Source organism: Thioalkalivibrio sp. ALE10 (genome assembly GCF_000381385.1).
Taxonomy (GTDB): Bacteria; Pseudomonadota; Gammaproteobacteria; order Ectothiorhodospirales; family Ectothiorhodospiraceae; genus Thioalkalivibrio.
Genome location: NZ_KB906453.1, coordinates 1 through 19,511 on the forward strand (window position 1 = coordinate 1; position 19,511 = coordinate 19,511).

A 19,511-nucleotide genomic window follows, 5' to 3' on the forward strand; every position below is an offset into this window, starting at 1 on the left:
CCTGGCGAAATGCTGAGAGAGGATTTCCTGCCGGACTATGGCTTGACAGTTGCGGGGTTGGCGGAGTCTCTGGGCGTTTCGCGCCAGTCAGTCAATGAATTGCTTCGTGAGCGCCGTGCTGTCAGTCCCGAAATGGCGCTTCGGCTTGCTCGTTTGTTTGGTAACTCTCCGGAATTCTGGCTGAATGCACAGCGATCTGTTGATCTTTGGGCTGCAGGCCAGTCGGTCAAGGAAGAAGTGAAACGCATCAAGCCGCTAGATGCTGCATAACAAGGCCATGGAGCGCGACGCGGGTGCTGTCGCACCCGCGCGGCTCATGGCTGGCGTTATACAAAATAGGGGAATACCATGAAATTTGAGGGGCAGAACTGCCAAGTCATCAGGCAAGCGGTTCAGAGCAAGCAAGACATCGAATTTAAAGCTGATATATCCAACACTATTTTCGCTGATAATGAGGCTCCCGAAGATTGGACTGAGTACCCTCCCTCTATTTTGAGCGATACCGATTTCGCAAAAGTCAAAGCAGTACTGGCCATAGATGGTAGTGTCCGAGCAGCACTACATAGACTAGAGCAGACTGCACATGAGCAAGGTGCGAAGGTCTATTACAAAGCTCTTGATGGTGACACGGTATCGATCAAGGTCGAGTGGTAATTTTGTATAACAAGTCGCATCAGTTCGCGGCCGATGGCCGCCGGACGTCCTTTACGTGGCTCCTTCGTCGCCACTCCAAGGTCGCCGCTGTACTTCGGCGTTATGCGAGTAACCAGAGAGTTGGGATGTGGATAACCTTTATCTGAAAATGACAGGCAACGCCTTCGATCAAGGATATAGGATCGATAAAATGATCGCGGGGCTGTCGGGGACCCAGCGCGGGACGGATCACATATTATCGATATCTTGCTAACCTTTGGCACCGGCATCGAGAAATAAATTGATAGGCGTTTTACATTCAATCTCTCGAATTACAGAGGGTTTTTGCTTCAGTCCTTCAGGGCTCGATGATTAAGGTTGGCTCTAACAATACCGTCAACGCGGACCGGCGTTTCGGCTGGCGCTCCAGCGCGAGATGGTTGCGCTAGGCGTTACAGTCACATTTTGGCGGTAGGGGGTGAATATTGAAGCAATGGCGTGATAGGCAAGCTGCTAAGCTTAAAGAAATCGATTGGAATCCAAAGTGGAGGTGGCGGGAGCTGCTTGTGCCTTTCGCAGCATGGGCCCTCAGCTCAGCGGCTTTCGTAGCTTTGGTTCGCTTCGCCGAAATTACCGGACTGAGATCGGTTGACTATTACAATAAGGCAATCGAGCAAGCAATAGGGCCGGTTCTTTGGAATGTTGTGGGCGTCATTGCCTTATCGTTTTTTGCATTGACCCTGATTTTCCCTAAGTCAAAATCCTTAGCTGTCATCTCCCATCATCTTCTAATGGCAACGTATCTGATGGGGGCAATGACCATCGGAATCCTGGTCGCTCAATATTTCTTCGTTGTGGGGCAGCTCCGAGACTATTTGCACGACTGGAGAACCTATTTCTACTTGCCGCTAACGTTTTTGCTGTTATTGATAGTGGTGGCGATAAACACTGTGGTTGGCTATTTGGCCTACTTGGTGTTTTGGTCAAGAAGCTTCTTGACGATAATGGCTGAGTTTGGCTTTTTAATTAGAGCCGTGGTCGGTATTGGTCTGGCATCACTAGTGGTTTGGCGGCTTTGGGTGGAACCTTGAATGTCGTAAGAAATCGTGAAAGGGGAAGGCAGAGGGACGCGCGCGGGACTCCCCTTGTGTCCCCGATACCCTGCGTTAGGGAGACGCTTAATTAATTCGCTGCCGTTCCCGTCTGGTGCGCGGCTCTGGGATAATGACAGCCGGTTCTCTGACCGAGATGAGAATCGATGTCGCAGCGCAGTTTCTCCGATCTCGAGTACTCTGCCAAGCGCAAGCAGACGCGGAGCGACCAGTTTCTGGGCGAGATGGATGCGATCACGCCCAGGGCCGCGCTGGTGGAAACGATCGAGCCGCATTACCCGAGCGGGTCACTTCACGGAGGCGCACGCGATGTTCATTCAGTACATCCAGCCCGGCAAGCCGAACCAGAACGCCTTCATCGAGCGTTTCAACCGCACCTACCGCAACGAGGTCCTGGATCTCTACCTGTTCAACCACCTCGAGGAGGTCCGCGAGATCACGACGCAAGTGGGTGCTGGACTACAACGAGGAGCGGGGGCATGACGCCGTCGGCGATCTACCGCCGGTGGTCTACGGCGAGCTCAATTCAACCGTCGAAGGCTCTTGGACGAATGGACCTCTTGACGGGAGGGCGTCCTAGCTTCGTGTAGGGGCATTAGGCGCTAGACCTCGTTAAATCGACCTACGTCTGGCTGTTAATCGCCGGTCGCATGACGCACAATCTGCGCGTATCACACTAGGAGAGTGCGCATGCCCTTTTACAGCCCCCTTCGATATCCCGGTGGAAAGGGGCGGCTCGGCGCCTGGATGGGTGAGCTCATGCGAGCCAATGGGATCAGCGGCGGTTGGTACGCGGAGCCATATGCCGGGGGCGCTGGAGTGGCCCTGCACCTGCTCCTGGAAGGATACGTGCGACGTGTGTACATCAACGATATCGACCCGGCGATACACGCTTTTTGGCGCGCCGTGTTGGAGAATCCCAACGCGATGATGGAACGTGTTTGCGCCACGCCGGTGACCCTTGATGAGCGAGCACGGCAACGCGAGGTGCTTCAGTCTTCCGAAGAACACACCACGCTGGACGTAGGTTTCGCCACGCTTTTTATGAACCGTACCAGCCGCTCGGGAATTCTTGGTGGCGGGCCGATCGGCGGAAAAAAACAGGCTGGAACTTGGGGCATTGATGCGCGTTTCAATCGCGAGAATTTAGCGAACAGGATTCGGCTGATTGGTCTTCACCGTAACCGCATATTCCTCACTTCACTGGACGCAATGGACTTCCTAGACACGCTACCCGACCCTACGGCAGGCTCCGGCTTGATCTACCTCGATCCACCCTATTTCCACCAAGGTGGCGAACTCTACCGTAATGCCTACAACGGTGACGATCATGGCGCTGTGGCTGGCGCCGTGCGCCGCTTGAAGCACCCTTGGGTGGTTACCTACGACGATACCAAAGAGGTCGAGGACCTCTATGCTTGGGCCGAGGGAGGGCGCTTTGAGGTCTATTATACTGCCAACAACTTGAGTCGGCGCCATGCGACTGAACTGGTCTACCATGGTCGGTTGCATTTGGAGCCTGCGCCGTACTCGCGGCGTTAGGAGTGCCAGCAGTGCCGGAGAAAGGGCAGCATATTATCCCAGAGGGTATTTACGATCTGCTGTTCTGCTATGAACTCGTGATGTACGAAGCCATGTAGCGTCTGGGTTGAGATCCACTCGTTGGACGTGTGCTGCTTGTAGCCGGCCGCTTCGCGTGGATCCGATATGATACTCCGATTTTTCATGTCATCAACCGCTATTTTTACTCGGTCCCGTAATTCAGTGGTTTTACAGGTGACGTTTTGACGCTCCAAGTAGGTGGTAACGCTGAGCTCTACGAACATCCGCACGAGCACCGCTGCGGCGTTCGGGAAATTGGCGACGTTCAAGCGTGTAAGTTCAGCATGAACTGACTTCGCTTTTTTAGCTTGGGCTGGCAACTTGGTCACACCATTATGTTTAACAGGGGATGCGACATGGGTGCGCTTCCATGAGGGCGGCTGAGTGCGCGCGCCGCTCGGCTCCACTCCTCTGCCCTTCGCAGCCCCCTTATCGTCTTCGGCCTCTGAAATCACGCTCCCACCACCGTGATCGACACCGGCGAATTGTTCTTCTTCAGAAGTGTCGGTCCCGGTGTCTCGTGCCGCCGTACCCTGGGGAGCTTTTACGTCGAGAAGCTCAGCGAGGTAGGTCTTCTGGTCGTCGGGGTCCATCATGGATAGTTTCCCCGGCCCAGGGTTTCGGCTTACGCTGATGTGTTTAGTCTTCAGGTCTTCGATTATTTTGCAAACGCGCTTCACGACCACGCGCTCATCCTGATTCAGCTGTGGCGGGCGAACTTGGGCGCTCAGGCCGTCGAAACCGATTTGCTGAATGCGTTGGTTATTTAGAAATCGAGTAAGCGTGGTGATAGGGAGATCCGGAGCGATGGCGGCTATGTCCTTATCTTCCGCATAGCGCATAAGGCACGCGGCAGTTTCGTCATCGCAAGGGAAGCCGTTGTCGATCTCCCAACGCGCCTGTTCTACGGTTTTCCAGTCACGATGGCCTTCGCCCTGCCCTTCACCGGTGTGCTTGCGGTGCATGTGTTCGCGGATGGCGTATTCGTCTTCGGAGACGTGGCATTCCACGTTCTCGGGCACGATCGCGGCGTCTGCGGCGCGCTGGATCCGACGCCGAATCCGCTCTGGAGCGAGCTGGGGGTTGAGAAGCATTTGCAGACACGACACCCGACGGTTGCCGTCACGGACAATCAGCATGCCATCGCGGGGTTCGACCACGATCGGGTCAAGGCCGAGTCCTTTTGCACTGATATCTTTCGCCAGTGCTACCAAGTGGTCACCGTCCTCTGCGATCTGTTCGATGCAGTCGCGACGATCCGCGTTGGCGCGAAGCCGGATTCTCGGGTTGGTCGGATCCAGCTCGAGGTCCATCAGCGGCAGCAACTCGCGTCGGAAGTCATTTTTAGCCATTTACATTACTCTAAATGTTTTGTCAATCACGCACAGGTAGGGCTCGAACGAATGGTGAACCCATACCGCTGATCAGATACTCTCAAATCATTCTACAGAGCGAAACTGGGCACCCCTAGAGCCGCCTAGGGCCGGAACAAAGCGTTCTTTGGCCACGAGGTGTAGAGCCACATTTTCTTCAAGCCGGCAAACGGCTGATGGGGTTAAGGAGACGCTGATTTAAACCGCCGCTGCTCCCGCCCGGCGAGCGGGTTTGGGATAATGGCAGCAGGTTTCCTGCCCGAGGTGATGGTCGATGTCGCAGCGCAGCTTTTCCGATCTCGAGTACTCCGCCAAGCGCAAGCAGACGCGGCGCGACCGGTTTCTGGGCGAGATCGACGCCATCACCCCCTGGAGAGCGCTGGTGGAGGCGATCGAGCCGCACTACCCGAAGGAAACGCGGCCGCCCGCCAATCGGTCTGGAACGGATGCTGCGGATGTACGTGGCGCAGCAGTGCTTCAACCTGTCGGATGAAGGGATCGAGGACGCGGTGTACGACAGCCAGGCGATCCGGCGCTTTGTCGGGATCGACCTGAGCCGCGAAGACGCCCCGGATGCCACCACCCTGCTGCAGTTCCGTCGGTTGCTGGAGCGCCACGACCTGACCCGGGTGATCTTCGAGCGGATCAACGCCCATCTGCAGGAACGGGGCCTGCTGCTGCGTGAGGGAACGGTCGTGGATGCCACGCTGATCGCCGCCCCGCCATCGACGAAGAACGAGAACAAGGCGCGTGACCCGGAGATGCACCAAACGAAGAAGGGCAATCAGTGGTACTTCGGGATGAAGGCGCATGTCGGCGCGGACGCGGTCACGGGCCTGGTCCACACCGTGAAGGGGACGGCGGCGAACGTCTCGGACGTGTCGCAGGTGCCGGACCTGCTGCACAGCGAGGAAGACAGCCTGCATGGCGATGCCGGCTACATCGGTGCGGAGAAGCGGCTGGACGCGCATCGTCCCGAGACCCACATTGCTCGCAAGCGCGGCACCGTGCGCGCGATGCCGGAAGGCCCGGCGCGCGAGCGGGTGCGCGCCGCCGAACGGCAGAAGGCGCAGTTGCGTTCGATCGTCGAGCATCCGTTCCATGTGGTGAAGAACCTCTTCGGCTACCGCAAGGTCCGCTACCGCGGCCTCAATAAGAACACCGCGCAGCTCCACAGTCTGTTCGCCCTGGCGAACCTGTACCGCGCGCGACGATGGGGACTCCTGCCGCAGGGGTAGTGTGTCCGCAGGACCGGAAATCACCCCTGTAACCGCCAAAAACGGCGGTTACAGGGGGTACAGCAGGCCGCCCTGGCCCAAATGTCCTTCCAGAAACACGTTGGCGGGATATGGAGTCGGGTGGAGGGCCATTGATCAGCGCTTCCTTAGTTCGGCCCGTCGTCTTGTGGAGTGGTCTCTTCTTCTTGTTGGGTCTCGGACGCCGTGTTGACGGGGTCTGATTTCATTTTCGGCGGCGGTGGCACCCAGGCGCGGAGCCGCTGGCCGACTTGCTCGTAAAAGTGGGGCACGGCCCGCTCGAGTTCCTCGATGAAGACCTTGTTCCCGGAGAAGCGGGAGGCTTGATCGGTCACATAGCGCACTTCGAAGCCGGTTGGGACGGCGTCGGTATTCTCGGACTCGAGGTGTTCAGGGTCTTCCAGTACGAGGCCGAGAGGGGCCTGCGTGGATTCGGCCTTGCCCGGACGGATCGCCTTCACGAAGAAGCCCTCCGATTCGACGTTGTCGAGCTGGCGGCGTAGCCAGTTGACTCGGGCGCTGGTCTTCTTTTTGTCCTTCGGTGCGTCGAGCCGCATGCTCGTGACGATCACGCGCTTCTCCAGGTTGGCTTCCACGTGGAGCTCTGCCGCGGCGTGCGGGATGTCCAGTTCGCAGCGCAGTACGTGTTCGCAGGCGAGGAGCTCGCAATCACTTTTCAGCCGGGCCTGAGGGTCGGTCCGGTGCGTACGGCTCAGGCGCAGTTTGACGGCCTGTCCGAGCTTCCGCGAAAGCACCAGGCTCAGGTCGCGTTGTTCCTGGTGCCAGCTGGATACGGTGTTCTCGACCTCTTCGGAGTTCTTGTTCAGCTTCGCGCCGTTCTTGACCTTGCCGACGACGTCCTTCCACTCCCGGTTCATGCTGTCGAAGCGGCTGACGCCGCTCGAGTCATGATTCAGATAACGGGTCACTTCCTCGAGGATGAAGCGCTGGTCGGGTGAGCTGATCCCGTCCGCCTCCAGGAGGAGGGTGGCCTGCGTGAGGATGTACATCCAGGACCAGTGATAGAGCTCGACGTTGCGCGTCTGGTTCTTCGGCAGCTTGATCGGATGGTGGGTAGGCTGGGCCACGAACTGGTTGGTGATGGTGATCACCGCGTCGATCTTGTGAGCGCGGGCCTGCTGGACGTAGGACTGGAGCTGTTCCTCGTCCACTTCGGCATTGCCGATCTTGGCTTCGATCAGGGCGGTCCAGCGCTTCTTCCCTGTGTCGAGGACGAGAAGGCCGTCGGGGCGGTCGTTCTTTTTGGAGCTCGATTTCGCGCTCTTCTCTTCCTTGAACGTGACTTCGGTCCAGGCGCCAAGCCTTGCACGGTTGCCGACGCGGACGTTGAGGGAGCCCAGCATGGCTTGGCGGAGCTCGTAGATGCTTCGCATGGCCGCCAGGACGATGGAGGCCGCTCGTTGTTCTTTGTTGGAGTCGGCGGTGACGGGGATCAGCCGGGCAGGTTCGCCTGACTCGATGAACTCGGGTAGCTCGGCCATGGTTGGTTCCTCCTGGCTCCGGGCGAATCGGTTTCGCGGCATCCTTGCGTGTCAGCTTGTGGAAACCATAGCCTATGTGTGGTTCAGCGTCGATCTCGGTAGTTGCGCTTTGCCGGCGGGCCGGTCAGTGGGATCTTTCGGGCCGTAGCGAGGGATAGAGATCGATTGCGGTGGCGGGGCTTTCGCGACGGGCGCGGGGGCCATTCCGCGCAACTTTGGGAGAGCCCCGGAAGTGACAACACTCATACCTTCGCTGAACAGCTGCCTGCCGCGGATGACGTCGGGCGAGAAGCGCTTTGCGCGGCGCCTGGAGCAGTTCCTGGAGGATGACTACCTGTGCTGGTACGACGTGCCGGTGGGCGGGCGGTCGGAGCATCCGGATTTCATCGTGCTGCATCCGCAGCGTGGGCTGCTGATCCTGGAGGTGAAGGACTGGCGGCTGGAGACCATCCGGCAGATCGATCGCCAGGAGGCGACCATCCTGACGGACCGGGGCCTGAAGGTGGTGCCCAACCCGCTGGAGCAGGCGCGCCAGTATGCCTATCAGGTGATCAAGCCACTGGAGCGCGATGCGCAGCTGGTGCATCCGCCGGGGTCTTCGCTGCAGGGGCGGTTGATGCTGCCGTTCGGGCACGGGGTGGTGCTGGCCAATATTACCCGCGCGCAGTTCGAGCAGCAGGAGCTGGGCGAGGTGATTCCGGCCAATCGGGTCATCTGTCGCGACGAGATGACGGAGTCCCAGGATCCGGAGGATTTCCAGAAGCGGCTGTGGGACATGTTCACCGTGCAGTTCCCGCACCGGTTGTCGCTGCCGCAGATCGACCGCATCCGCGGCCATCTGTTCCCCGAGATCCGCATCCGCCAGGGCAGCCTGTTCGACGATGCGCCCGACGCGGACGAGACCGAATCCCCGGCCGAAGTGCTCCCGGACCTGATGCGGGTGATGGACCTGCAGCAGGAGCAGCTGGCGCGCAGCCTGGGAACCGGGCACCGGGTGATCCATGGCGCGGCCGGGGCGGGCAAGACGCTGATCCTGGTCTACCGCTGCCTGCATCTGGCGCGGGCGCTGCGCAAGCCGATCCTGGTGCTGTGCTACAACCGCACCCTGGCCGACCGCCTGCAGGCCATCCTGGCGGAGAAGGGCGCGGGCGATCAGGTGGTGGTGTACAACTTCCACCGCTGGTGCCACGCGCAGCTGCGCACCTACAACGTGCCGCCACCGCCGAATAACACGGACAAGCGGGCCTTCTTCGACCAGCTGGTGCAGCAGGTGATCGACGGCGTCGACCAGGGGCAGATCCCCGGCGGGCAGTACGGCGCGGTGATGATCGACGAGGGCCACGACTTCGAGCCGCGCTGGTTCCGGCTGGCCACGCAGATGGTCGACCCGGACACCAACTCGGTGCTCGTGCTGTACGACGACGCCCAGTCGATCTACGGCCGCAGCCAGAGCCGGTTCAGCTTCTCGAGCGTGGGCGTGGAGGCCCGCGGGCGCACCACCATCCTGCGGGTGAATTACCGCAACACCCGCCAGGTGCTGGACCTGGCCACCCGCTTCGCCCGCGAACTGCTGGACCCGCAGGAGGCCGAGGAAGACGGCATCCCGCTCGTGCCGCCGGAAAGCGCGGGCCGCGAAGGCCCGGAGCCCGCGATCATCCCCATGCCCGCCCAGCCGCAGGAGATCGAATACATCGCCGGGCATTTCAAGCGGCTGCACGAACAGGGCCGCCCCTGGAGCGAGATGGCCGTGCTGCACCGCCGCGTGCCCGCCGCCGGCAGGATCCGCGCGGTGTTCGAGCGCGCGGGCATCCCGCTGGAAAACCTCGGGGACCGCAATCGCCAGAAGTCGGCCACCCCGGCCGACACGGTCAAGATGGTGACCATGCACTCCAGCAAGGGCCTGGAGTTTCCCGTGGTGGCCCTGACCGGCCTGGGCGAGATGGACACCGCCGGGGAGCGCGAGGCCGAAGAGGCCCGCCTGCTCTACGTGGCCATGACCCGGGCCATGGACGAACTGATCGTCACCGGCCCGTCACAGTCTCCCTTCCTCCGTCGCATCGGCGAGGCCGCGCAGGCCTGAACCCGCGGGCCCGGGCGGGCGCTGGCGGTTACCCTCTATGCTGCGACGGGTTTAAAGGGGCGAGCATCCTCCACGACGAGACCATGACCCAGACTGGCGATCGCGGCGTGGACCGCCTCGATCCTGGAGCGGTGATCCACGTCGATTAGCCGCCGGATCGCACCCTCATGGCTGCCCATTCGGCGTGCCAGTTCCGAGTTGCTGACCCCTTCCGCCCGCATGGCGACCCGGAGCGCGAGTTTGGCGGCGATCAGGGGCGACACCGGCGCGATGGCCTCGCCCGGTTCCGCGTCGGTGGGGGAGGGGATGGGGCGCCCCTCCATGACGTAGCCAGCGAGCGCCGCGCCCAGGGCCTCGCCCATTTCGCGCAGCGCCTCCTCTTGAGATTCCCCGTCCGTCAGGGCCTCGGGCACGTCCCGGCACGTGGCCAGGTAGTGGCCGCCTTCGTCGCGTTCGAGTTGTACGGGGTATGCGTAGCGCATGGCTCTGTCCTCAAATGTCGTTCGGGCCGGTTTTCTTTCCCGGCTTCTGCAGCCGCTTCAGGTACTCGTTTCCATTCATGTTGCGGCCCACTAATCCCTTGCCCATAGACTCGTACATTTGTGTACGAGTCGTCAAGCTGTTGTGTGGCTGATGCTCGGTCCGGGCTCCAGTTTTTCACCGTAGTCAGGGACCTACGGCTCTCCATGCGCGTGGGCGGGCCCTTGAACCGACGTCCTGGACCGCCAAATAGCTTGATGGGGAGCGAGAACTTCGGGGGCAATTGCCGCTTGCCCTGCGGTGTGCCACCTGTTGAAGGAGTCCACCAAACGGTAATGGACGACACGAATCCTTCCCCATCGCCGCCGGGGTCACCTTTGACCGCCTCGTGGACGGCGTCTAGCGTCAAAGGAGAGGGGCAGGGAACGGCTCCGCGAAACCCGTTGCAACCTCGCGGAATCGCGAAGGAGGCACACCATGCGCAGCGTAGACAACATGCCGGCCCTGGACTGGGAAAACGGCAGGAACGCCATGCGGGCGAAGTTCCAGGTGATGCACGAAGAACCGGTGGTGCTGAAGATGCCTGCCGACATGGACTGGTCGGTGAACGGGGGCGAGTTCGGCTGCACGCTGGACGACGGCGGCATGCCGCGTGACTGTGAGGGCGGCAGCCTGCTGCATCGTCTGGCGGAGCTCAATGACATGCCGGCGCTGGAGGACATCGCGAAGGCCTGCGACTACTCCAGTTCCCGCGTGGACATCGACGCCGCCGGCTCCCGCATCATCGTGCACGACTGACCGGCCCTGCACCGGGCGTGAGCCCTATGCTTCTGCGTGGAACTCGCGGTATTCCTCGAGGAAGGCGAGGCGGGTGGTGTCGGTCACCCGGTCGATGAACAGGGTGCCGTCGAGGTGGTCGATCTCGTGCTGGAACACGGTGGCGAGGAAGCCTTCGGGTTCCAGGCGGCGGGGCGTGCCATCGGGCTCGTGGTAGTCGACGGCGATGTGGCGCGGCCGGGCGACTTCGCCGCGCAGGCCGGGCACGGACAGGCAGCCTTCCCAGTAGCGTTGCGGGGTCGGGTCCAGCACGGTGATTACCGGGTTCACCAGCACCAGGCGGCCGGTGGGTACGGCATCGGGGTAGCGCGTGTTGCCGGGCCGGATCTCGATCACGGCCACGCGTCGGGTATCACCGATCTGGGCGGCGGCGAGGCCGAGCCCTTCGCTGGCGTGCATGGTCTCCACCAGGTCGTCCACCAGGGCGTGCAGCCCGGGGCTGCCGAAGTCGCTATCGGCCACCGGGTCGCAGACGCGACGCAGGTCGGGGTGCCCCATACGCAGAATACGACGAACGCTCATGGCATCGATGGTGCCACAGCGTAGAAGAACGTTCGCAGCCCGCCGGGTTCGTAGCCGGCCAAAGGAGACCGCATGGGGCAGTGGATCGTCGGAGTGGATCTGTCCGGGCCCGGGAGTGCCGGGCAGACGTCCGTGGCCGTGTTCGCTGAACGGGACGGGGCGCTCCGGCTGCGGGAGCTGCTTGCGGGGGCGGACGATCAGGCGATCCTGGACCGTGTGCCGGCTGAGGCGGTGGTGGGTCTGGATGCCCCCCTGTCGTATTCGCCCGCCGGGGGCAGTCGCACGTCCGATCAGTCCCTGCGCCGCCTGGCGGTGGAGTGCGGCCTGCCGGCCGGCACCGTGATGGCGCCTTCCGCGCCGAGGATGAGCTACCTGACGCTGCGCGGTGTCGCGGTCAGCCGCATGCTCGCCTCCGAGCGCCCGGATGCACGCGTGGCGGAGGTGCACCCCACGGTGGCCATGGCGCTGGGCGGCGCTTCGGTCGAGAGCCTGAAGGCGATGAAGCACGCGGCGGACGCGCGACGGGACCTGCTGGCCTGGCTGGATCGGCAGGGTCTGGACGGGGTGCTCGATCTCGCCGATGCCAGCGACCATTCGGTGGCCGCCTGCGCCGCGGCATGGGCCGCCTGGCAGTGGAGCCGGGGCCGCTCCGCATGGATTCACCCGGCCGAGCCGCCGCAACACCCGTACGATTTCGCCTGTTGAGTTTGTGACTCAGCGCATTGTGGACGGAGGTGGGCTGGTCAAGGCGCCGGCGATCTGAATGCGCGCCTCGGACGGTTTGCCCCCGCTGCCAACGGCGGTGGCCTTGAGCCTGAAGGGTGGCGTGGGACGGTCAACCACGCTGGCGGCCCGGGCCCATCGTCTACACAAGTGCAAACGGAGCTTCCCGGCGAGCCGATGCCGTGGCCTGTCCCGTAAATTGTACATGTAGGCTGCACGCTCTATACTTGTACGGGTGACTGTACAGGAGGGCTCCATGAAGATTGTGTCATTCACTGAGGCTCGCAACGGCCTCAAAGCCGTACTCGATGGCGTGGTTGATGATGCCGACACCACGGTGATTACGCGCCGCGATTCGGAAGACGCCGTGGTAATGTCGCTGGATTACTACAACAGCCTGATGGAGACCGTGCATCTTCTGCGTTCCCCGGCGAATGCCGAGCATCTCAACAAGTCCATTGCGCAATACAAGGCAGGAAAGGCCACCGAGCGTGAGCTGGTAGACGGGGATGAGTAGTCGGCTCCTTTGCTGGACGGACGAAGCATGGAACGACTACATCTACTGGCAAGCCCAGGACCGGAAGACCCTCAGGCGGATCAACAAGTTGATCGCGGAGGTGAAGCGGTCACCGCTGGAAGGCATTGGCAAGCCGGAACCTCTCAAGGAGAACCTGGCGGGTTTCTGGTCGCGCCGTATTGATGACACCCATCGCCTGGTCTATGCCGTGGACGGTTCGTCCATCACCGTCATCTCCTGCAGATACCACTATTGAGCGCGATAGATGCGACCGCTGGCCCTCGCCGAACGGGGCATGCGGACGCGAGAAGACGATTGCGGAAAGGAAATGGTGGCCGGGGACGCCACCGCATCTGATGCTCAGGCGCCTGTATTTGCGGAGAAAAACGAACATCCAAACCGATCGATACCCCCAGAGCTACCCCCAGAGGGAGCCCGCTACAGAGGCCACCGCGCTCCTCGGTCTGGTACTGTCTTCGCCACTTGACGGCTGGGGACAGCAGCCATCCAGAACATCACTGAACCGCGCTGCTGCCAGGAACCACTACCAGGGCTGCTGCCGTAAAACCGGCACGCACCAGACCGCTTGCGGATTCCGGCACCGAATCACGGTTTTGCCTGGAGTACCAGCGTCATGCCAGAGAGGTCCGGCTGCGCGTCTGCGGCAGATCGACAATGAGTTCGGACAGCTGCCGAAGGGTCAACACGCGGCCACCGCGCAGATGTCTAGCGGAAGCAGGGCTGCAGGATCCCGGCCGTCCTGAGGGAGGAGATGGTGCTTTCGCCGCGTTTCTGAGCGCACTCGGCAACCCCGGAATTCGCTGGGGTTTTCGAGTGGCTGCAGCCCTCATCCAGGCCATGGCCTGATCTTACGCGGCTAAACGTCGATCCGGCTGTTCAAGGCGCTGTTGCTTTTCTGCGGCCATCACGGAGAGAAAGCTGACTTGCATGCGTTCTTCCCGCGTCATGGAAATCAGTGTCTTACCGATTGCTTGCCGCAAAGCCTCGACGCGGATTTGCCTACGAGCCCCACGTTCTGAATGCGCCATGATTCTTCCCTCTAACGTACTCCCGTGCTGCCACACGGGCGAAATATGCCGAAAAATCGGCTTAGCTTTTACGCACTGTTATAGCTGACTGCTACAAATAGCGCACTTAACCGTCACCATTCAATGGCTACTGCAGCCGTAGTTCTACCCATCGACCGTGCCGTGAGACATCAAGTGATACCCCGTTTTCGGCTTGATTGAGGTTGATCGCGACCATCTCGAAGAACCCCGCGTCAGCGTCCCGTTCACTGAAGATCTTGATTATATCGGCCGGGGTTTGTTGTTCCGTCATGCCGAGAATGCCCTCGAAGAGGGTCGTCAACGCGTCTCGGACACGCAATAGTGATGCCGAAGAAGCATCTCCAGCACTGTCCAGCTCTGGTGAGAGCCGTAAGTTGAGCATCTTGAGGCGTGCCTGAGGGTCAGCTTTCGCGGTGCGGGCAAACGAGATCTCTACTAGAGCGCAGGCGGCCATGCCATTACCCTCTGGCACTACCGCGCGCCAATGCACGCTGCCCAATCCGGCTACGTCTACTGGTCCGTTAAGCCATTTCTGTGCGCTGTCCAGCTGCTGGAGGAACCGCCACGGAGGAAAGTCGAAGTCGGATTGCTCTATCTGGCGCTCCCAGTCAGATCGCGTTGCGTCGACAACGTCCTGATCTACCTCGATAAATCTGTACCCCATGATTATAGTCCTTATTCGCAGGGGGCTGCAAAGCCCTTCTTGCTCCACGCGGGTGCTGACCGGAGCGGTTGAAGTCTTCGCTCCATAGTCACGCTCGTCCGTGCCCCCAAGAGAGGTGTCCCACAGGGCGGCCAGACGCTACCAGCACGATTGTCCACGGTCAACGTGGGTACATTAGCGCCTTCGGGTTGCCGAGATGAGTTACTGTCGAAAGTGGTGTACGGGGGGATTGAGGAAGGCGGCGTATCCGGCTGGAATGGAAGTGCGAGCAACCAGCCAGCCAGAGGAGATACGCCACCATGGCTCACGATACGACAGACATCCCGAACGGACCAGAGGACCCGTTGACCGATCTGCTGCGCCGCGGGGCGCGGGATCTGATCAAGCAAGCGGTGGAGGCCGAGTTGCAGACGTTCATGGAGCGCTACGCGGAGGACCGCTTGCCGGACGGGCGCCGGGCAGTGGTGCGCAATGGCTATCAGCCGGAGCGCCGGGTCCAGACCGGCATCGGCGATGTGCCGGTGCAGGTGCCGAAGACCCGGGATCGGTCCGGCGGCGGTCGGCACTTCGCCTCCAGCCTGTTGCCCCCGTACCTGCGCCGGGCGCGCTCGGTCGAGGAGCTGCTGCCCTGGCTCTATCTCAAGGGGGGTGTCCTCGGGCGACTTCCAGGAGGCGCTGAGCGCGCTGCTGGGCGAACAGGCCCAGGGGCTGTCGGCCTCGACGCTGGTCCGTCTCAAGCAGCAGTGGCTGACCGAGCACGCCGACTTGCGCGAGCGCGACCTCAGCGCCCACCGCTACAGTTACTGGTGGGTGGACGGTATCCACTTCAACCTGCGCGGGGAGGACGATGAACGCGCCTGCGTACTGGTCATCATCGGTGTCCTGCCGGATGGCACCAAGGAGTTCGTCGCCCTCGACGACGGGATGCGCGAGTCCGAGCAGAGCTGGTACGAACTGCTGGTGCGCCTGCGGGACCAGCAGGGCCTGCCGCAGGGGCCCAGGCTCGCCATCGGCGACGGCGCGCTGGGCTTCTGGAAGGCCCTGGCCAAGGTCTACCCGGACACCCGCCGCCAACGCTGCTGGGTCCACAAGACCGCCAATGTGCTGAACCGGCTCCCCAAACGCAGCCAGCCGAAGGCGAAATCATCCCTGCAGGCAATCTGGATGGCCGAAACCCGCGCCGACGCCGAACAGGCCTTCGATGCCTTCCTGACCGCCTACGGCGACAAGTACCCGAAAGCCGCCGAGACGCTGCGCAAGGACCGCGAGGCCCTGCTGGCGTTCTACGACTTCCCGGCCGCGCACTGGCAGTCGATCCGGACCACCAACCCGATCGAATCGACCTTCGCCACCGTGCGGCTGCGCACTGCCAAGACCCGGGGTTGCGTGACCCGCAACACCGTCCTGAGCCTGACGTTCAAGCTCGGCCAGAGCGCGCAGAAGCGCTGGCGCCGGCTCCGGGGTTACGAATGGCTCGACAAGCTCGAACGCGGGGTGACGTTCATCGACGGCATCGAGCAGACCGAACCGACCAACGACGAGGCATCCTCCATCACCGACCGGAGCGCCGCCTGAACCAGCCATCGCTCATACACCAGACTTGACCATAACTCTTGACGATGCGCGCGTAGGGGGTGCGAACTTCGGCGCGCACCGCGAAGGAACCCGCGCCCGGCGGTGTCCGGGCCGGGTGCTCTACAGGGCCGGCACGCGACGATCCCCGCCAGCGCGCCGATCCCGGCAGGGTGTTGCTGAAGTGACTGTTTTTGCGGAGAAAGTCGGGAGCACCGGGCTCGGCGTCCCCCCGGAGGGGGTGGCCCCGTGTCTCTGGGTCCCCCGAAAAACAAAGCGCCAGGCATCACAGGATCGGTCGAAGCTCAGGCCTCTGCGAACCCGCCCGGCATGCCTGCCCCGCCAGGGACCCGCACCCCGGCGGCTCAATCAAGATTGATCCCGACGATCAGCCGGGGCGCAGGCCTCCGCGAACCCGCCCGGCACCATGTGCGCCTCGGGGTCCCGCGCGTCATCGTCCGGTGGCTTTCCGAAGCGACGCATTCGCCGCCCGTCGCGCCGCGTTGTCCCGCCGGATCTCTGACCCCTCGGCATCCGCTGCCGCCAGCCACTGCCGCCGATACTCGGTCAGCAGGTCATGCCGATCCGAACGCCCGACCACGCAGCGCTCGATAAACATCCGGTCTTCGCGCAGCAGGGGCAGATCCACCAGTGGGTCGTGACGCACCCGCTCAGCAGCCGCCAGCTCGGTTTCGTCGTCCAGCACCCGGCCAGCCCGCCAGCGGTCGGCTACGCTGCGTGCGTGAGCCGTGACAGCCTCCGGGGGAAGGGTGCCGTCGGCAAGGTCCGCAAGATCAGCATCGTTCAGCATCCGCCGCAGGGTCTCCGGCAGCAGGCCAGCCGACCGGGCGGCCTCGGTAATGATGCTGGCGGCGTCGACGGGTGCCGGAATTGAATCCGAACCTCCCCGAACAATATCCACACAATCCACAAAACCCCCGGTCGACCCCCCTTTTTGTGGATACTGTGGATTTTGTTCTGGGGGTTCAGGTTTGGAAGGGGCGGCCTCAGCCACCCCCAGCACCTCCCGCCAGCTCATGACCACGCACCCGTGACAGCGGGGTTCACCTCCAACCACGTCGAAGGCCTGCCGGGTCCGTCGGGCTCGGTCTCCACCTCCCGGACATACCCCCTTTCCTCCAGCACGTCGACGGCTTCGCGCAGATCCTTCACCCGGGAGAACCGTCCCTTCAGGGCAGCATGCGCATCGCGCAGCTTGAACCGCTCATGCCGGCCCGCTTCGATCCAGCGCCAGACCCTGCGGGCTCCGTCTATCGTCGGGTCCGCGCCCATCAGGTTCATCGCCTCCAGGCTGTGGCGAGTCAGGGCAGTCATCAACTCCAGGGCGGCCTCCATCGTCTCGCCGCTGATAGCCGACTCCCACGGGCGGCTGTGCGCGTGCTCCACGGCATGTAGGACACCGGCCAGCCGGGCGGCTGCCCCGGGGGCCTTGGCAGCCCAGTCGGTCGCGTGCTCCGCATCGCCACCGGGGCGCATCATCGCCTCCATGGCCCGCTGGTATTCCTTCCATGCCGTCGTGGCCTCCGGACTCATGCGCACCACGTGCGGACGCTCATCCTCGGCTGGCGGCCAGTCCAGCATGGCCCGCACGCCGGCATCGTAGGCGGTGCGGGTGCCTTCCGGCATGGCAACATCCTCCAACTGGCGGAACCCCAGCGGATCGGGCGGCAGCAGATACAGGAACCGCCCCAGCAGCCCGCGCCCCCGGAACCCGGGCTTGGTCGCCAGCCCGCGCAGAACCGACGGCTGCGGGCTCAGCCCGACCGTCAGCAGCGGATGATGCAGATACACCGGCGGGCGGTTGCCCCGGTCCACGCGCTCGGAATCGCCGCTGTGGGCCTTCAGGACAAGATCCAGGTTCGGCACGCCACCGGAGTACCGGCCCGCCAGCAGATCGAAAACGCCGCCCTCACTGGACATCCAGGCCATCCGCTCGCCGTGGTCCGCCAGGATCGACCCCAGGCGCTCCGGGGTCGCGTCGCTGGTCCATAGCTGCGGCACCACGGGCACCTCCGGCATGCCCGCCTCAATCTGCGCGACTTGCTGCGTCAGATCCTCCCGGGCGCTGGGGTCATCCAGCTTCGCCGCTTTCTTGCGCAGCTCACCCGCCCGCGTCTTCATCGTCTCCCGCAGGGATTGGGCCTGCGTGATCTCCGGGCCGATCACGGCGGCCTGGTCGCGTTCCCAGGCCAGCAGCGGCGCGGTGGCTGCGGACTGGACAGCGCTTTTCCGGTTGCCGGGGTTCAGGGCAGCGACAAACCAGAGGTTCGTGGGCTCGAAATAGTCCGGCCCGACCCGTACCCGCAGGCGGCGCGCAGCGGCAGCCGAACAGACCGCCAGCACCAGGGCCGCCGGCAGCTCCGGGGGTGTCTCCGTGCTGGCGGACAGCGCGCGGACAAACTCGCCGGCGAACCCGGGCAGCCATTCGGGATTCAGGCGCGGCAGCTCCGGCGCGTCCAGGGGCGTGACCGGCGGCCACTCCGGAACCGGGTCCTGCAAGGGTGCGACCACTACGTCAGCCATGGTCCACCCCCTCCGCTAGATAACGGTCCCCGGTGTCGGTCAGGACCCGTTGCACGCCGTCCCGCAGCAGCGCCCGCACCAGGCGCTCCACGCGCTCGCCGTCGACGTGACCGACACGCTGCAAAAGCACGGGGTCATGACCCCGGCAGCAGCGCCAGTCGAGTTCAGCCGGGTCGGTATCCTCCGGCGCGACCAGGACGCGGTGGTTCGGACGGCTGCGCGCCCACCGCCAGGCATCCGAGCCCACCGCCACCCAGACGGTACAGACGGGCCTCCGCAGGGCGTCCGCGTGCTGGCGGGCGTAGGGCGGCCAGCGCCGCCCGGTGTTACGATGGACGGGCGCACCAAGCCCCGCCCCGTTGCCGGTCTCCCCCCGGCGCGGGGTGTTCTGCGTCTGCATGGTTCACCCCCTCAGCTTTCGACCTGGCGGCGAATCCAGGCATCCACGGCGGATTCCGGCCACCGGGCAGCCGCGCCCACCTTGACCGGCGCGGGGGCCTCGCCTCGCTGGATCAGGGCATACCATGCGCTGCGGGACATGCTGGTGCGGTCCAGAACGTCGCGCAGGCGCAGCAGGCGCTCGGGGTTGGTTACAGCGGTTTCGTCCTTCATGGTCACCTCAATAGTTATGAGTGACCGGCGGGCAGGCAAAAGGCAAAGGGGGTACTTGAGCGTTTATAGCTTCTGCGATAATTTAACCATCGGTATCACGTTGAGTTATCCGATCCATCTTCAAACCGTGGTGCCGATAGGGGAATCAACGCAACCTCTACCGTTCTCTGGACCCGCTCGGTCTGGTTGAACTCGGGGCGGCCCTGGCCGGGGCCGTCCCTTTTCGTTTGCGCCCTTCTGTCAGAGCACACGCGTATCCTACCGGCACCGCAAAAGTTCACGCCAACCGCTACATGTTGTGCCCCGGTGCGCACCCGTGCCGTTCGTGAACATCCTGAAACGTCCTGACACGTCCTGAAACCGTCCCGGTTGTGTCTCCGGGCGGCTCCCGTGTCATGTGATCCAGTTCACA

At 62.9% G+C, this 19,511-nt stretch carries 20 protein-coding genes and 3 pseudogenes; 13 read left to right on the forward strand and 10 right to left on the reverse strand.

All coding sequences use genetic code 11. From position 1 onward, the window contains the following. The 6 genes and pseudogenes from F788_RS13705 to F788_RS13715 all read left to right on the forward strand — a co-directional run. Positions 1 to 270, forward strand: a 270-nt coding sequence (locus F788_RS13705) for a HigA family addiction module antitoxin (RefSeq protein ID WP_156815084.1), incomplete at its 5' end; no start/stop codon positions are given. Between the two features lie 78 nt (positions 271 to 348). Further along, a complete protein-coding gene (locus tag F788_RS13930) occupies positions 349 to 654 on the forward strand; it encodes a hypothetical protein (protein ID WP_155984439.1) in 306 nt (101 codons plus the stop codon). Positions 655 to 1,118: 464 nt separating this feature from the next. After that, the gene (locus F788_RS13935) at positions 1,119 to 1,724 is read left to right on the forward strand and encodes a hypothetical protein (protein WP_155984438.1); all 606 of its coding nucleotides are present in this window, start codon (positions 1,119 to 1,121) and stop codon (positions 1,722 to 1,724) included. Between the two features lie 167 nt (positions 1,725 to 1,891). Continuing rightward, positions 1,892 to 2,032 (forward strand): annotated as a pseudogene (locus tag F788_RS13940) (IS5/IS1182 family transposase); the annotation flags it as partial. A 19-nt stretch (positions 2,033 to 2,051) separates the two neighbouring features. Beyond that, positions 2,052 to 2,325: pseudogene (locus tag F788_RS13710) on the forward strand (transposase); the annotation flags it as partial. A gap of 110 nt (positions 2,326 to 2,435) precedes the next feature. Next, the gene (locus F788_RS13715) at positions 2,436 to 3,287 is read left to right on the forward strand and encodes a DNA adenine methylase (RefSeq protein ID WP_019589840.1); all 852 of its coding nucleotides are present in this window, start codon (positions 2,436 to 2,438) and stop codon (positions 3,285 to 3,287) included. On the opposite strand, the gene F788_RS13945 is transcribed toward F788_RS13715, so the two are convergent. Beyond that, on the reverse strand, positions 3,284 to 4,699 hold the full coding sequence (locus F788_RS13945; RefSeq protein WP_155984437.1) for a hypothetical protein: 1,416 nt from the start codon (positions 4,697 to 4,699) through the stop codon (positions 3,284 to 3,286). The genes F788_RS13715 and F788_RS13945 overlap by 4 nt on opposite strands. A 295-nt stretch (positions 4,700 to 4,994) precedes the next feature. Here F788_RS13945 and F788_RS13370 point away from each other — a divergent pair. Continuing rightward, positions 4,995 to 5,958, forward strand: a protein-coding gene (locus F788_RS13370; RefSeq protein ID WP_155984436.1) for an IS5 family transposase whose coding sequence is annotated in 2 segments (ribosomal slippage) — positions 4,995 to 5,134 and positions 5,133 to 5,958 — 966 coding nt in all. Because the reading frame shifts where the segments join, the coding sequence is not laid out codon by codon here. A gap of 146 nt (positions 5,959 to 6,104) precedes the next feature. On the opposite strand, the gene F788_RS0108115 is transcribed toward F788_RS13370, so the two are convergent. Beyond that, positions 6,105 to 7,478, reverse strand: a complete 1,374-nt coding sequence (locus tag F788_RS0108115; protein WP_019589844.1) for a hypothetical protein — start codon at positions 7,476 to 7,478, stop codon at positions 6,105 to 6,107. Between the two features lie 274 nt (positions 7,479 to 7,752). On the opposite strand from F788_RS0108115, the gene F788_RS0108120 reads away from it, so the two are divergent. Continuing rightward, a complete protein-coding gene (locus F788_RS0108120) occupies positions 7,753 to 9,558 on the forward strand; it encodes a DEAD/DEAH box helicase (RefSeq protein ID WP_019589845.1) in 1,806 nt (601 codons plus the stop codon). Positions 9,559 to 9,593: 35 nt separating this feature from the next. Here the strand turns inward: F788_RS0108120 and F788_RS0108125 are convergent, their stop codons facing one another. Next, on the reverse strand, positions 9,594 to 10,040 hold the full coding sequence (locus F788_RS0108125; RefSeq protein WP_018868994.1) for a type II toxin-antitoxin system HicB family antitoxin: 447 nt from the start codon (positions 10,038 to 10,040) through the stop codon (positions 9,594 to 9,596). Between the two features lie 475 nt (positions 10,041 to 10,515). On the opposite strand from F788_RS0108125, the gene F788_RS0108130 reads away from it, so the two are divergent. After that, positions 10,516 to 10,836: a hypothetical protein gene (locus F788_RS0108130; protein WP_019589846.1), complete on the forward strand. Its 321-nt coding sequence runs from the start codon at positions 10,516 to 10,518 to the stop codon at positions 10,834 to 10,836. Positions 10,837 to 10,860: 24 nt separating this feature from the next. Here the strand turns inward: F788_RS0108130 and def are convergent, their stop codons facing one another. Next, complete coding sequence (def, locus tag F788_RS0108135) at positions 10,861 to 11,397, reverse strand: peptide deformylase (protein WP_026332746.1); 537 nt, start codon at positions 11,395 to 11,397, stop codon at positions 10,861 to 10,863. A gap of 72 nt (positions 11,398 to 11,469) precedes the next feature. On the opposite strand from def, the gene F788_RS0108140 reads away from it, so the two are divergent. From F788_RS0108140 to F788_RS0108150, 3 genes are all read left to right on the forward strand, one after another. Continuing rightward, a complete protein-coding gene (locus F788_RS0108140) occupies positions 11,470 to 12,102 on the forward strand; it encodes a DUF429 domain-containing protein (protein ID WP_019021528.1) in 633 nt (210 codons plus the stop codon). Between the two features lie 274 nt (positions 12,103 to 12,376). Further along, entirely contained in the window at positions 12,377 to 12,637 is a 261-nt protein-coding gene (locus F788_RS0108145; RefSeq protein WP_018868998.1) for a type II toxin-antitoxin system Phd/YefM family antitoxin, read from the forward strand. Then, the gene (locus F788_RS0108150) at positions 12,630 to 12,893 is read left to right on the forward strand and encodes a Txe/YoeB family addiction module toxin (RefSeq protein ID WP_019021529.1); all 264 of its coding nucleotides are present in this window, start codon (positions 12,630 to 12,632) and stop codon (positions 12,891 to 12,893) included. The genes F788_RS0108145 and F788_RS0108150 overlap by 8 nt, the downstream gene beginning before the upstream one ends. Positions 12,894 to 13,506: 613 nt before the next feature. Here F788_RS0108150 and F788_RS13950 read toward each other — a convergent pair. Together F788_RS13950 and F788_RS0108155 are read right to left on the reverse strand one after the other, a co-directional pair. Next, on the reverse strand, positions 13,507 to 13,686 hold the full coding sequence (locus tag F788_RS13950; RefSeq protein WP_155984435.1) for a hypothetical protein: 180 nt from the start codon (positions 13,684 to 13,686) through the stop codon (positions 13,507 to 13,509). A 127-nt stretch (positions 13,687 to 13,813) separates the two neighbouring features. Then, complete coding sequence (locus F788_RS0108155; protein ID WP_019589848.1) at positions 13,814 to 14,371, reverse strand: hypothetical protein; 558 nt, start codon at positions 14,369 to 14,371, stop codon at positions 13,814 to 13,816. 299 nt (positions 14,372 to 14,670) lie between these two features. Here F788_RS0108155 and F788_RS13375 point away from each other — a divergent pair. Further along, positions 14,671 to 15,946, forward strand: a pseudogene (locus tag F788_RS13375) (IS256 family transposase). Positions 15,947 to 16,394: 448 nt separating this feature from the next. Here the strand turns inward: F788_RS13375 and F788_RS14155 are convergent. The 4 genes from F788_RS14155 to F788_RS0108180 are packed head-to-tail and all read right to left on the reverse strand — an operon-like array spanning position 16,395 to position 19,099. Beyond that, positions 16,395 to 16,982 carry a hypothetical protein gene (locus F788_RS14155; protein ID WP_231372046.1) on the reverse strand — a complete coding sequence of 196 codons (588 nt, stop codon included), beginning with the start codon at positions 16,980 to 16,982 and terminating at the stop codon, positions 16,395 to 16,397. Continuing rightward, entirely contained in the window at positions 16,979 to 18,487 is a 1,509-nt protein-coding gene (locus F788_RS0108170) for a YfjI family protein (RefSeq protein WP_231372045.1), read from the reverse strand. The genes F788_RS14155 and F788_RS0108170 overlap by 4 nt, the downstream gene beginning before the upstream one ends. Next, complete coding sequence (locus F788_RS0108175) at positions 18,480 to 18,887, reverse strand: hypothetical protein (RefSeq protein WP_019589852.1); 408 nt, start codon at positions 18,885 to 18,887, stop codon at positions 18,480 to 18,482. The genes F788_RS0108170 and F788_RS0108175 overlap by 8 nt, the downstream gene beginning before the upstream one ends. 11 nt (positions 18,888 to 18,898) lie before the next feature. Further along, entirely contained in the window at positions 18,899 to 19,099 is a 201-nt protein-coding gene (locus tag F788_RS0108180; RefSeq protein ID WP_019589853.1) for an AlpA family transcriptional regulator, read from the reverse strand. Between the last annotated feature and the right edge of the window lie 412 nt (positions 19,100 to 19,511).